The organism is Oceanobacillus manasiensis, assembly GCF_000724085.1.
In the GTDB taxonomy this organism is placed as follows: Bacteria; Bacillota; Bacilli; order Bacillales; family Amphibacillaceae; genus Oceanobacillus_B; species Oceanobacillus_B manasiensis.
Genome location: NZ_CCDL010000004.1, coordinates 139865 through 154089, shown reverse-complemented (window position 1 = coordinate 154089; position 14225 = coordinate 139865). Strand labels below are relative to the sequence as shown.

At 35.9% G+C, this 14225-nt stretch carries 13 protein-coding genes; 9 read left to right on the top strand and 4 right to left on the bottom strand.

Annotation, left to right across the window (positions count from 1 at the left end):
* Positions 1-64 precede the first annotated feature (64 nt).
* Positions 65-529: a DUF4279 domain-containing protein gene (locus BN985_RS17475; RefSeq protein ID WP_052360740.1), complete on the bottom strand. Its 465-nt coding sequence runs from the start codon at positions 527-529 to the stop codon at positions 65-67.
* A gap of 217 nt (positions 530-746) precedes the next feature.
* On the opposite strand from BN985_RS17475, the gene BN985_RS17470 reads away from it, so the two are divergent.
* Both BN985_RS17470 and BN985_RS17465 read left to right on the top strand, forming a co-directional pair.
* Positions 747-1742: a tRNA dihydrouridine synthase gene (locus tag BN985_RS17470; protein WP_042225173.1), complete on the top strand. Its 996-nt coding sequence runs from the start codon at positions 747-749 to the stop codon at positions 1740-1742.
* Between the two features lie 202 nt (positions 1743-1944).
* Positions 1945-2583, top strand: a complete 639-nt coding sequence (locus tag BN985_RS17465) for a hypothetical protein (RefSeq protein ID WP_042225172.1) — start codon at positions 1945-1947, stop codon at positions 2581-2583.
* 296 nt (positions 2584-2879) lie between these two features.
* Here BN985_RS17465 and BN985_RS17460 read toward each other — a convergent pair whose 3' ends face one another.
* A complete protein-coding gene (locus tag BN985_RS17460) occupies positions 2880-3878 on the bottom strand; it encodes a potassium channel family protein (protein ID WP_042225169.1) in 999 nt (332 codons plus the stop codon).
* A gap of 329 nt (positions 3879-4207) precedes the next feature.
* Between BN985_RS17460 and BN985_RS17455 the strand changes: the two genes are divergently transcribed.
* From BN985_RS17455 to BN985_RS19520, 7 genes are all read left to right on the top strand, one after another.
* Positions 4208-4810 carry a TetR/AcrR family transcriptional regulator gene (locus BN985_RS17455; RefSeq protein WP_042225167.1) on the top strand — a complete coding sequence of 201 codons (603 nt, stop codon included), beginning with the start codon at positions 4208-4210 and terminating at the stop codon, positions 4808-4810.
* Positions 4807-6003 (top strand): Acg family FMN-binding oxidoreductase, encoded by a 1197-nt coding sequence (locus BN985_RS17450; protein WP_052360739.1) that lies wholly within the window; start codon positions 4807-4809, stop codon positions 6001-6003. Before BN985_RS17455 ends, BN985_RS17450 begins: the two co-directional genes overlap by 4 nt.
* 243 nt (positions 6004-6246) lie before the next feature.
* Positions 6247-6936, top strand: a complete 690-nt coding sequence (locus BN985_RS17445; RefSeq protein WP_042225165.1) for a response regulator transcription factor — start codon at positions 6247-6249, stop codon at positions 6934-6936.
* Positions 6933-8198: a HAMP domain-containing sensor histidine kinase gene (locus BN985_RS17440; protein WP_042225164.1), complete on the top strand. Its 1266-nt coding sequence runs from the start codon at positions 6933-6935 to the stop codon at positions 8196-8198. Before BN985_RS17445 ends, BN985_RS17440 begins: the two co-directional genes overlap by 4 nt.
* Positions 8199-8333: 135 nt before the next feature.
* A complete protein-coding gene (locus tag BN985_RS17435; protein WP_042225162.1) occupies positions 8334-9095 on the top strand; it encodes an ABC transporter ATP-binding protein in 762 nt (253 codons plus the stop codon).
* Between the two features lie 10 nt (positions 9096-9105).
* The gene (locus BN985_RS17430) at positions 9106-11442 is read left to right on the top strand and encodes an ABC transporter permease (RefSeq protein WP_232225618.1); all 2337 of its coding nucleotides are present in this window, start codon (positions 9106-9108) and stop codon (positions 11440-11442) included.
* A 90-nt stretch (positions 11443-11532) separates the two neighbouring features.
* A complete protein-coding gene (locus BN985_RS19520; protein WP_084157632.1) occupies positions 11533-11649 on the top strand; it encodes a DUF2087 domain-containing protein in 117 nt (38 codons plus the stop codon).
* A 400-nt stretch (positions 11650-12049) separates the two neighbouring features.
* Here BN985_RS19520 and istB read toward each other — a convergent pair whose 3' ends face one another.
* Both istB and istA read right to left on the bottom strand, forming a co-directional pair.
* Positions 12050-12769, bottom strand: coding sequence for an IS21-like element helper ATPase IstB (istB, locus tag BN985_RS17420; RefSeq protein WP_042221761.1), 720 nt, complete (start codon positions 12767-12769; stop codon positions 12050-12052).
* Positions 12766-14211, bottom strand: a complete 1446-nt coding sequence (gene istA / locus BN985_RS17415; RefSeq protein WP_232225537.1) for an IS21 family transposase — start codon at positions 14209-14211, stop codon at positions 12766-12768. The genes istB and istA overlap by 4 nt, the downstream gene beginning before the upstream one ends.
* Positions 14212-14225: the final 14 nt, after the last annotated feature.

Genomic DNA, 14225 nt, shown 5'->3' with positions numbered 1-14225 from the left:
CTCCTTCGTAAAATGAATATGTATTAGTAGGAGTACTTCACTCTTTTTAAAGATTCCTTTAACTTTAATCTTCAATATCTTCTTCTACAAATCCATACACATACTCATCGATTTCTGGCTCTGTGTCTATACTAACCAAAAATTTCATTATATTTAATGGGAAGGAATATCCCGGAGATATCCCCTCATATACATGCGTCACCGCACAAAAGGAAGTCCTAAGTCCTAATTCTTTTTTCAATTCATTAATGATATCCACTTTATCTTTAAAAGTATCAACTACTTTATTTAAAGCCATCTCGAAATCTAATGTTTCTATTTTCCCTGTACTATATTTCCATTGGGTAAGGTCAGACCGTCTTATTGAATTCATCCACTCTCCGACTTTTCTGGTCTTGGTTGGAGAGATTCCCAACCTATTTGTTACAGTTTGTAAGGAAAAGTCCCAATCTGGTTCATAATCAATAGATTCTAAATAAATATCTTTCTTGAAATCCAAATAAACTTCGACTAATGTATTTTCACTCATGGAGATATATTCCTCCTTTTCTTGTAAGAATTTATAATAATCATACTATATATCTAACTTAAATAATATGCGGTAAAAAGAATAAACATTCCAACCAGATTGATAAAAGGTACCGAAACATGGTATAAATATAGAAGGAGCAGGGACATTTTCTGCTTTTTTTATTTTGTGAGATTAAAGTTTGACTTGTTATTCCGTAATGAGAGGATTTGAATATATGAAAGAGAATTTCTGGCGTGATTTACCACGGCCGTTTTTTATATTAGCACCAATGGAAGATGTGACAGATGTAGTTTTTCGTCATGTAATAAGTGAAGCTGGAAGACCTGATGTGTTTTTTACAGAGTTCACAAACTCTGAAAGCTATTGCCATCCAGAAGGGAAACAAAGTGTACGTGGACGTTTGACCTTTACAGAGGATGAACAGCCGATTGTTGCGCACATATGGGGAGATAAGCCTGAATATTTTCGCCAAATGAGTATTGGAATGGCAGAACTAGGGTTTAAAGGCCTGGATATCAATATGGGCTGTCCTGTAGCGAATGTTGCTGGGAACGGGAAGGGAAGTGGCCTTATACGTCGTCCAGAAGTAGCAGCAGAACTGATCCAAGCTGCCAAAGCAGGAGGATTACCTGTAAGTGTGAAGACACGACTTGGATACACGAATGTAGATGAATGGCATGATTGGTTAAGACATCTCCTAGAACAAGACATTGTGAATCTATCCATTCACCTGCGGACAAGAAAGGAAATGAGTAAGGTAGACGCTCATTGGGAGTTAATTCCGGAAATTAAAAAACTTCGTGATGAGGTAGCACCAGATACACTATTGACTATTAATGGAGATATCCTAGATCGTCAAACTGGTATGGAACTTGTTGAGAAATATGGCGTGGATGGAGTTATGATTGGACGAGGTGTTTTCACAAATCCATTCGCCTTTGAACAAGAGCCAAAAGAGCATAGTAGTGAAGAGTACCTTGATCTATTAAGAATGCAGCTAGATCTTCATGATAAATATGCCAAAATAGAACCACGCCCGATGAAGCCACTCCGTCGCTTCTTTAAAATTTATGTTCGTGGATTTAGAGGTGCAAGTGAATTAAGAAATCAACTGATGAGCACAGAATCAACAGATGAAGTGCGTGCATTGCTTGATAGCTTCAAAGAGCAGAGTGCTGAAGAGGCTGTGGAGCAGGGAAGCGTTAATTGATGCGTCGCTGATTATATAACAATTAGCTTATAGGCTGAAATTGAGTTCGGTATTGAACCGAGCTCATTCCAGCTATATTTGTTCTATAAGTTTGTTATGTAGTAAAATAAAAAGAACGAATATAGGGCTTACGATTTTTAATCTGAGATATAATTAGATACAGATTAACCGAATTTTCCTTAGAGGAAGTGGGTGAATTGACTTGGTTAAGAAGTTACTCAGCTTAGCATTTGTAATTACGGTTGTCTATTTATTTATAGAAAGATTCATACTTGGAATTTATTATGTGTTTTTGCAATCTCATACGTACATTTCATTTATAACTCCCCTTCTTCATTGGACGAAGTACCTGGCAGTGATGAGTATTTTGCTTGTTCTATTTAAAAAGTATGTGACACTTACAACTATAAGTAAGAAAGTTATTCCTATCTTACTTACTTTATCTATAGTCCTGCTCGTTATTTCTTCTTTATGGTTTTCTGCCGTAAATGAAGAAGAGATTGTAAAACATCGTGTCTTTTTGCACAGTACAGCAAAATGGGAAGAAGTAGAATATGTCTCAACAAAGATTCGCCATGAGGAAAAAGTAACAATCAAAACTGATAACCCTTTTGTCCCCTCAAAGGTCATCCCAACATATAATATTCACTTGAACGATGGTTCTATAATGAATGTATGGAATGATTTATCTTCCATGTTCGAATTACATCAGTATGTTCTGGAAAAAAACATTGAAGTTAAACACTTGACGGAGCTGGGACCTATAGAATTTGATCAAAACTTTTCCTATTATTTTAAAGGAAATCTTAATAAAGCGCATGAGGTTTTTGGGATTAAATAATAGAAAGGTGGATAAATATATTCCTGAGTCAAAGGAAATTGAAATTCTACTATACCTGTAATTACATATACATAATGTTAAACTTCCTTTAACAAAAATAAACTTAGATAAAAACAATAGAGTATTAAATATATAAACTTCAAAAGATGCTTTGGTATTTTTTTCAGCGATGGACACAATTATGCGGGAGAAATACGGCTTAAATAAGAAGGCTTCCAAAAAAGTATTTGCTAGTAAAATAAACCAGTTATCCCATTTAGTCGGATAACTAGTTTACTTTTAGAGCAGAATTCACATTACTTTATTACATTTGGCCAACTCCGAGCATCTGCTTCCACCATACCCAGTAACTTTTTTCTCCTATCCTTGAGCTGGGCTAACCCACTTTCAAACTCCTCATCAGTGACTGTAGGTAAATCTACAGAACGAAGCGTATTTAAATCTGGAGATGGTGGAACATTGTCTGAAGGGTTGATAAACGCTGCATTAAGTGTACCCAAATAGCTCTGAACACTTGAGCGTGCTTCTTTAATCCATACTTTATTGGGCTGATACTGCTTAGGCACCCCGAAAGTATATAAGGTTAAGGCTTCGTCGAAGATGGCCACAGCCACGGAAGAAGCTTGATCGTCATTTTCGCTGTGAAAGTAGTGAAGGATTGGATATGCTTTATGTTGTTGTGTCAGTGTAGATAGCTGTGATGCATGATCCTTTAAAAATAAATCAATATCACGAAAGTCCGTCCCATTCCAGCCTTGTTTGATGATGGTCTCCCCATTTTTAGCTAGTCCAGTTATATTATCTGCAAAGGAGCGTTTCTGCGTTACGGCTCCAACAACAGACAGGACATAAGATACTCCAAAAGTAACAAATAGCATTCCACTTCCAGTTGCAATCGATGTAGCAAACTGCCAAAAACCTTCTTTAGGAACGAAATCTCCTATTCCCAATGTAAACAGTGTAAACACAGTAAAGTAAATTCTGTCAGTCCAGGATATTGGTCCCCTATTCTCTGTATCTATAAAGGCAGTTCCATCCGCTGCAAAAAATAATGTCCAGCCACACCAAATTAACAATACCCACATTAAAAGAGTTGATAAAAGAATCAGAGGTCCGGAAAGGCTTAACAGCTTAGAATTATTTCTACTTATCAGGCGAAGCGCCCTCCAGCAAATCTGTGTAAATGTTTTGGACAAGGGGCCTGATGCACCATCGACCCATAATGCTGTCCAAAATATGTCAACGAAGGTCACAATGAGAATAATTGCACCTATGATAAGGTAAATTGTATTCAATGATCGATCTCTCCTGTCAAAAGAAAAAGTAACAGCGTCCACCATTTCTAGTACTGATACTTCACTAGATTTAATTTTCCTGTGCTGTCTGTAAAAACAGTCATTCAGACGGAATAAGTTGAACAATGAATTGTTTCCCCTCTATGCTAAAAGTAAACATGGGCAATATTTGATTTGATGTCAAAAAACGATAACAGATTCTGCGTTTTTATAAACGGATTTTAGATGTAAAAACAACTTAACGTAATTTTTACAAAATTAAGCATTGACTAAATAGAGTAAATACACTAAGTTTTTATTAGAGTATTTACTCTATTTTGGAGGGAGTTATGTTGAAGACAAAGGAAAAAGTTTTAGAGACTGCTACTTTAATGTTTAATCAAGAAGGGACTAGTTCGGTATCTACGAATCACATTGCAAGCCGACTAGGTATCAGTACTGGTAATTTATATTATCATTTTAAAAATAAAGAGGAGATTATTCGTTCTATTTTTGAAAAGATGGTTCAAGAATGGGACATCGTTTGGCAGGTTCCTTCTTCAGATTGGCAACCTAACTTGGTTGACCTAAAAGCAATCATTAGACAAACCTTCCAGTTACAGTTGAAATACCAATTTTTCTATAGAGAACTTATTGTGTTAATGAAAATTGATCCCCTTTTAAAAGACAGACATCAAAAAATACAAGCACAACGTATGACAGAACAAAAAAGATTTTTTCAGCACTTTATAAATGGCGATGTGTTGCGTTTACCACATGACGAAGCAATAATAGACACCTTATTAACAATTAGTTGGATGATAAATAACTACTGGCTTGCTTTTCTTGAAACAAATAATGAAGACATCTCCGCAGATAAAATAGAACAAGGGATTCAACTGATTATGACGGTTTTGGAACCATATATAAATCGAGACGGAGGGATTACATGAGTGCAAAAGAGAAGAAAGCGTTGGACAACATAACTAGAAGAACATTTATTAAAAAGTTAGGAGGTGGAATTCTAGTTGTTTCATTCGCCGGTTTAACGTGGAGAATGTTTGATCAAGGTGTTTTTAGTACAGGAGAAGGGCCAGCTTATGAACCCTGGGATACTGACAAAGAAATCTTAGAATCAAAACCACTTGCTTTAGTAAGTGATGCAATTTTAGCTTCAAACCCACATAATACACAACCATGGCTATTTAAAGTGACGGATTCTTCTATAGAATTGTATGCGGACGAGAGTAGGAATCTAGGTGCTTTCGATCCATTGAGGAGAGAAATGTTTATAGGTCTAGGATGTGCCATAGAGAACCTAATGTTATCTGCATATGCACATGGTTATGAACCTAAATTAAGGTATAAACCGAATAGCCTTGAGCCCGCTTGTATTGCACGTATTGACCTTACTCAAAGTGAAAAAGATACTTCCCCTTTATATAAAGCCATTCCTCAAAGACATACACATCGAGGAGAATATAATACTGACCGCTTGGTACCCAAAACCACCCTAAGAGATATAGAAAACTTAATAAAAGATGAAAAGAAGGTTAACGTATCCTGGTTTTCCTCTTCTAAAGAAAAGCAAAACATTGGAGATTTAATTGTAGAAGCAACAGAAGCTATTATAGCAGATGAAGAAATGAGCGCAGAAAGCAATAAATGGTTCAAAGAGAATTGGAAGGACATACAAGAGGAACGCGATGGTATTACATTAGATGCACAAGGTAGTTCTTTTTTCATAAGATCAATGGGTAAAATATTGCCTCCCATGTCACATGAAAGTAATAATCAATTCTGGCTTTCCTCGACAGAAAAAGTGCATACTGCTACCGCCGCAACATACGGAGTGATTTCAGTAAGAGATGCTAACGATAATGTACAACGTGCAAGAGCAGGTAGAGCATGGCAGAGAATTCACCTACACGGTACAAATATAGGGCTAGGAATGCAACCACTTAACCAGTTAAATGAGATGGCAGACCGTGAAAAGAAGCTCCGCATAAAAGAACATTTTGGAAATGCAATGAAAGAAATTACTGGCGATTCTGCTTGGAAAGGAATATTTATATTTAGGTGTGGTTATCCGTTAAAAGAGACCCATCCAAGCCCAAGAAGATCAGTTGATGATGTGATTTTATAGAAAGGATACCAAAGAGATCTCGCCATATTAATTAATACTAAAACGTAGATTTAAGATTGATTATTGGGAAACGAACGAGCATTTCAATATATATTGGAATGCTTTTAGGCTTCACAGTGAGATGAACTATCCTTTAATAATAGAGAAACCTATAAAGCATACAAATAATTTAGACTTATCGAAACAAATCTAATGTATACTATAAATATCCTGTTAACAAACATTTTATTTAGGAGATTTATGATGAAATTAGACTGTTTAATTGTTGATGATGAGATTGCTTTAGCGGAAACAACTTGTGAATATTTAAATATGTTTGAGGTCAAATCGGCATACGTAACGAGTGCAGAAGCGTGTGAACGTTTTATGGAGGAGAATGAACCATCATTAATACTTCTTGATATAAATTTAGGGGATTCTTCCGGGTTTGAATTATGTAAAAAGCTGCGGCAAACTACGGATATTCCTATTTTATTTATAAGTGCTCGTTCCAGTGATGATGATGTACTAATCGCCTTAAATATAGGGGGCGATGATTATATACGAAAGCCTTATACACTAAGCATCCTACTAGCAAAAGTAAAAGCTGTCCTTAAAAGATTTGGCGGGGATTCTAGCAAACAACAGGAAGTTTCAAGATTTGAACAGCTACAAATTGATCCAAATCTGCATCAGGTACGTGTAAATGGAGTTACGATTCAACTTAAAACAATGGAATATAAACTTCTGTCTTATTTGGCGAAAAATAAAAATCGAATTATCACGAAAGATGAATTGTTTCAGAATGTCTGGGAAGATACTTTTGTAGGAGACGGGACCCTAAATGTACATATTCGGCATTTACGCGAGAAAATTGAAAAGAATCCTAAGGAACCACAATTTATAAAAACGGTATGGGGAACAGGATATGTCTTAGAGGATAGCAAGCAATGAGGGTGAGATTTCTAATTGCAATTTTACTTATAGTTTTTAGTATAGGTATGGCTCTTTCTGTAATGGTTATTAAGAATAAAACTATTTCCGAAGTGGATCTTGTAGCTATAAATCACGTAGCCAAAATAACAGAAAAGAATTGGGGACAAGTAACGGAGGAAATTTATCATAACATTGATGTAAAACAACCTTTTACTATTGTAGACAACTTGGGAAATGTAGTTTATAAAACCTCGGGCAATCATTTTATTGATCTATATGATTCTATAAAAAACAGAGATTCTATTGTGGATCTGAAGCAGAATAACGAGATTATAGGAAAGATAGTTATCCAAAATAACGAACGATCTTTAGCGGCGGAAATGAAAAGTGAACTGGTCACATACACCATTTTAACGTTTGGTATATTAATGGTTATCAGTATTCTTTATATTGTTTACCTAAACAGAACAGTTTTAAAACCATTTCAGCAGCTACAATACTTTGCAGCGAATGTGGCTAGAGGCAATCTTGATATACCTTTAAATAGGACAAAGAACAATTATTTTGGTGCCTTTACAGATAGTTTTGATATATTGCGTGAAGAGCTCTACACTGCGCGCCAGAGAGAATATGAATCCAACCGTAGTAAAAAGGAATTGGTGGCCACACTAAGTCATGATATTAAGACACCTGTTGCTTCCATCAAAGCGATTAGTGAGTTAATGCTTATGCAAGCAAAGGATGATAAGACGAGCAAGCAAATAGATACGATCTATTCAAAGGCTGAGCAAATTGACCTGCTCGTTACCGACATGTTTCACGCCACTTTAGAAGAACTTCAACAATTAAAATTAAAGGTAACAGAAGAGCCGAGCAAAGTACTTATTGATATGATTGAGAACGTCAATTACGATCAGCAAATTGTCTATGAACCAATCTCCGCCTGTATGATCTTGATAGACCCGCTGCGTATGCAACAGGTATTAGATAATATTGTAAGTAATTCATACAAATATGCGGGTACAAATATCATAATTAAATCTCAAGTTTACCAGGGATATCTAGAACTTCACATAAAAGATTTTGGCCCAGGAGTTAGTGAAGAAGAGGTGCCTCTCCTGTTTAATAAATATTATCGTGGTAGCAATGTGGAGGGCAAAAATGGATCAGGACTAGGTCTATACATATCGAAGTACTTTATGGAAAATATGTTAGGTCAAATTAGTGGGTACAGTCATGATAATGGTTTTACCGTTATTTTGAAAATGAAGCTTGCATAATAATTAAGAATCAATTAAGGATTACACAAAGATTTAATAACAATTCACCTTGTATGATAAGACTGTAACCTTTTTACAGTCTTTTTTCTATAGATCGGAAATAACACACATTACTCAAGAGAGAGGTCATTAATTATGACGAAAACAATTATTAAAACGGAGAAGTTATGTAAAACCTTCTCTAGTGGTGGAATCCAACAGCATGTGTTAAAAAACCTAGATATGCGCTTAGTGGAAGGTGATTATACGATCATAATGGGTAGTTCAGGGTCAGGAAAATCCACTTTACTTTATGCATTAAGCGGTATGGATAAACCGACCTTAGGTGAGATCCATTTTGCTGATAAGAACTTAATGGAATTGAGTAACGATCAACTAGCAATATTTAGAAGGGAGAATTGTGGCTTTGTATTCCAACAAATTTATTTGTTAGACAATATGAGTGTGCTCGATAATGTCCTGACAAGTGGTCTCTTAGTAAATAAAAATAAGAGAGAACTCATTAAAAAGGCGAAAGATCTATTACAACAAGTAGGGATTGATGAACACGCTTGGTCGAAATTTCCCTCTCAGCTTTCTGGTGGTGAGGCTCAACGAGTTGGAATTGTTAGAGCAACCATTAACAGACCGAAAGTATTATTCGCAGATGAACCAACTGGTGCCTTAAACTCCAAATCTAGTGATAATGTTTTAGATGTATTCACAAATGTAAACAGAAGTGGACAGAGTATTGTCTTGGTTACACATGATCTAAAAACAGCTCTACGAGGAAATCGAGTGATATATTTGAAAGATGGGGCGATTTGTGGCGATCTACAGCTAGGTAAGTATAGTGAAAATGAAAGTGTTGAGCGCCATGAAAAACTTAAACACTTCCTAGCTGAAATGGGGTGGTAAGGTGAAAGTTATGAAACTAGCTATGGCAAACATTAGAAAGAGTAAATCGGCTACAGCTTCCCTCTTTGTATTTATAATGGTTGCATCCCTACTACTTAATATAGGACTAATGGTCATTACACAGTTAAATCCTTTTTTTAATAATAAAATCGATGAATTAAAAGATCCACATGTCACCTTTGTAATGGATGAGGCAGGTTATCAACCGGAATATGGGGATTTCCTGGCAAATTATCCAGGAGTAACAGAGACGGAAAAAGAAGATATTCTCTATATGGACACTGCTAAATTTCAATTTGGGAATGGTGAGTTAACAAATAGCGCTGTCATTTTAAATGCAGAGGCAAGCCGCAATATTGGACCTTTAGAGTTGGTTGAGCAGTTAGGAACATCAAGTACTGATGATATTTATGTTCCTTACAGTTTCATTGCAAATGGAGGGTATGAACTAGGCGATCTATTTACTATCACCTATCAAAACAAAGACTATAAATATCGTATTTCTGGGTTCTTTGAAACAACCGTAATGGGTACAAACAACATAGATGCTATGAAATTTATGTTGCCAGAGAATGCTTATCAAAAATTAACAGACGAATTAGACACTCGATCAGAAGCATTATTGTTATCTGCTCTGATTGAAGATAAAACACAAGCTTCAAAGATTAATAGTGAATTTGTACAAAAAGTTCAGCAATCTCAAGAAGGTAATCCCACTTCTTATATTTTTGGATTAGATGTTGAATTAGTGAGATATGTGAATACGTTAACCATTAATATTATTGCGATGATATTAGTAGCTTTTGCAGCCATCATTGTGCTTGTATCCCTGATTGTGATTAAATTCCGTGTTTCCAATAGCATAGAAGATGGGATGGTAAATATAGGAGTACTCAAAGCAATTGGCTATACAAGTTGGCAAATACTTTCATCGATTATTCTTCAATTTGTCTTTATTGCTCTTAGTGCGGGTATGGCAGGAATTATATTATCCTATTTACTCAAGCCTTTTATCGGAGGGGTTATTTCAACTCTCTCTGGTCTAATATGGGCCCAAAGCTTTGATATTCTAATAAATATGGTCAGCACCATTCTTGTCGTCTTTTGTGTTGTTATTGTAACACTACTATCTGCTTATCGTGTTCGAAAAATTCTACCTGTTTCTGCGCTACGTGAAGGGATTCAAACACATAGTTTTAAAAAGAATTACTTTCCTTTGGAAAAGGCAAAAGGTGGACTTCATTTCCTACTTGCTATTAAGTCAATGATTTCGAATGCAAAACAAAACATCATGATTCTCCTCATCGTTATTGCTCTGACGTTTGCTACGATTTTTTCAGCTGTACTTTATTACAACATTGCTTCAGATAAAACGGCATTTGTTAACATATTTGGAGCAGAACCAGCAAATGTGATGGTCATTGTTAAGCCAGATGCTGATACTAGGGAGCTTTTGAGCGACATTGAAAACATCGATAGTGTTAGGAAAGTAAATATATTCGATTTAATCGAAACCAAAATTGATGGTCAAACGGTATACACATCCATAACAGATCATTTTGATGAATTAGAAAATAACATTGTTTATGAAGGGCGACAGCCGGAACATGAAAATGAAATATCTATCTCTTGGGTTATTTCTAATGAAATCAATAAAGGTATTGGCGAAACGGTTGAAGTTGAGTATGGGAGTGAAAAAAGTAACTATTTGGTAACTGGAATCAGTCAATCGATAGGAAATTTAGGCCAGGTAGCAGCTATCACAATGGAAGGCGTTCAGCAATTAAATTCAGACTATAGAGGTACGTCCCTATATGTATACCTTGATGAAATATCAAACAAAGACTTTATCAAAAATGTTCAGGAGCAGTCCAGTGCTCAAATACTAGAAACGTTAGATATTGATGAGAATATAGAAAGTCAAACAGGTAAGTATACAACAGCTGTGTTTGCAATAATGATGTTGATTTTAATCATTACTGTTTTAGTCGTTGTAATGATTTTATATTTAGTAATCAAAACAATGATTATTAAGCGTAAGAAGGAGTATGGGGTAATGAAAGCAATAGGGTTTTCTACAATTCAACTAATGCATCAGATAGCTATCAGTTTTCTCCCTGTGATTATTGCGGCTGTTACAGTTGGTGGTGTCCTTGGCTACTTTTTTACTAACCCTATGCTTTCCCTATTATTATCAAGTGCAGGGGTTAAACGTTTAGACTTTTTCATCCATGTACCAATGATCTTAATGATTTGTTTAGGTGTTTTATTCCTAGCCTATATTGTCTCCATGATGGTAGCTCTAAAAATTAGGAAGATCTCTGCCTATGAACTAATAACGGAGTGATAAAATTAATTTGTTTGTCTAAAGCAATAAATAACAAATTGGAGAAGGAAATACCCAACTAAATGCAGACTCGGTTTTCGTTAACATTATATAAATGAAATATTAAAAACCATATACAGTGACTATGTAACAACTAGAAGATATCTTGTTAAATACGGTTTTATGGATCGTAGTAGGGATTGTACGGATTATTGGATAAAAAGTTAAATAGATTGTAATGGAAAGTATTAGGAAGACTGGATATTTGACTAACGGCTACTATTTTGAAGTTCAAACTATAATTTCCATATAAAGTCACATTGGAATTCCAAATGTGGCTTTTCTTGTCGATCCAAGTCTATAAAGTCAAAAAGTCGGTTCGGTCGGCAGAATTAACAAGTGTTTTCGCATAGTAACAGACAATTTAGTGATATAACGTTTTTACCACTTGCTTAACGCCCTAATTTCTCCTCCTCCATTTATTTCTAAATTGGGATGGTGAACACCCACATGTTTTTTTAAAATGTCTGTAGAAAGTTGAAAAATTCTTGTATCCTTGTGTTTTGCAATAGAAAAGTACATAATAATGCAATAAAAAATACATAAGCTTGCCAGCCGGTACTTTCAATTAATTTTGTCTTGATAATGCGTGGCTTACACGGTAGCTGTCTCCTGTAAAGGTAAGTACATGAGCGTGATGTATAACGCGATCAACTAAAGCAGCTGTAAGCCTCGAGTCCACGAATATCCGATTCCACTGACTAAATTCCAAATTTGAAGTGATGATGATGCTTTTTTGCTCATACCAATCGGTGATCAGTTGAAATAGAAGCTCCGCTCCTTCTTTGCTGAATGGAATGTACCCCATTTCATCTAAGATGATAAGATCTACTTTTTTAAAACGATTCCTAAACTGGTGAAGCTTTCCTTCTCTCCACATTCTTTCTAACGTATCAACTAGATCGGATACCCGATAGAACCGCACCTCATATCCTTTCTTGCACGCCTCACGGCCTAACCCTGTCGCTAAATGAGTCTTTCCTGTACCTGGGGAACCGGAAAGAACGACATTCTCTTTCTTAGATATAAAGTGAAGTTCTTTCAATTCAGTACGGTCGACCTGAGGGGGAAATCTTATCTGATCTCCCCATTGAAAGTCTGCAAGACTTTTGTGATTGGAGAATTTTGCTTTTTTTATAAGACGTTCAGCTTTTGCTTCCTCTCTCAATTCAAATTCTCTTTGGAATAATGTTTCCAAGTATTGCGTTTGATTTTCAAACGGGATTTTTTCATAAATATCGGCTACATAGGCTAGGCGTAGACTTTTACACATCTCTTTTATATTCATACTCGTTGCTCCCCATCCTCTTGCGCAACTGGTTGTAGTAGGTCGTATTTAGACCAATCAACGTCATACGGGTGAGAAGTAGAATCAAAGGTTCTTTCTGGTTGTTGTTGTAGAAGATCATAAAACTTGTCATTAACCTCTTCCATATCATACTGAATTAATAAGTTGATTAACCAATGTAGACGCTCTTTCCTTAATGTAAGAGGCTCTATGCTTAGATAAGCTGCTATTCGGCCAGGCAAATATGGATTATATCTTGAGTAAGGAACCGATCTTGGTTTAGAAGCCCAGGCTCTCATAATGGAAAGCCAAGGTATATTTCGGTTTTTGTTCATATATGGCCGATAGTCTGAATGGAGAATCTCTCCGTAAGGAGATACCACTTTATATCTATCCCAATAGAGTATCAAATGAAGATAACTGAAATTATATCCTTTTGGAATATGTTCTTTCATACTGTCTATAGTGATTTCTCCATACTTGTTAGCTGTTACTTTCGTTTCTTTGAAAATCGGATAATCTTCCTCCGGAAGAGCTAAGGCATGATTCAATTCTTCATCAAGTAGTTCTTGAATACGAACTTCCTTTGCGTAATGAATGCGTTGCCGATCCTGTGCCAGTTTTTCACTTAAAATAGTAGTTAGATCTTCATAGCTTTCTATGACTGGAGAAGGAGTTACAAAGTTATATCTTACATACCCTACTTTATTTTCAACGTGTCCTTTCTCATTGCCCTTACGTACATTACATGCTTGGATTTCAAAACGGTAGAAATTAGCGAATTGAAGAAACTCATCTGTAAAAATGGCTTCGCCATCCTTATTCCTTGCTTTTATTACGGCGGCTTTCAAGTTATCAATTCTAAGCTTTCGTGGTACGCCACCCAGTAGTTCAAAGCTTTTCTTTAACCCATATAAAAAGCATTCTTGGTTTTCCCCTGGAAGAGGGATGGTAAAAGCTGCATTACTATAAGGCAGGCTCATTATTAAACAGTGGACATCGATGAATTTTCCATCTTTCACAGCTTCTGTTATTCCAAAATCCACTTGAGCTTCAGCCGGAGGGTGATTTAGTCTTTCACTATTCTTATCTTTAACGTCATCTGAATTTCCTTTTCCCTCTTTCCATTCAGCTATGAAGTAGGAAACGGTCCTATAGGAACCAGTAAACCCATGCGTTTGAAGTTCTTGAAAAATGGTCTTGTTTCTCCTTCTCAGTTTTGGCTTTAGTTTTTGATCTTCAATAAGCCAGTCCGTGACAATCTCTCCCCAATGTTCTTCATACATCATTCCTTTTCTCATTACTTGTTTCTCTTGGGGAACCTGGTCTTCGTCCGCATATTTCTTGGCGGTACGCCAATTCACTTGAGCCCTTTGGGCAATTTTATTTATAGATATGTCTTCATGATTTCTTAAAGTTTTGATATGATTAATCTTAGTCATTGCTAGCAATCCTC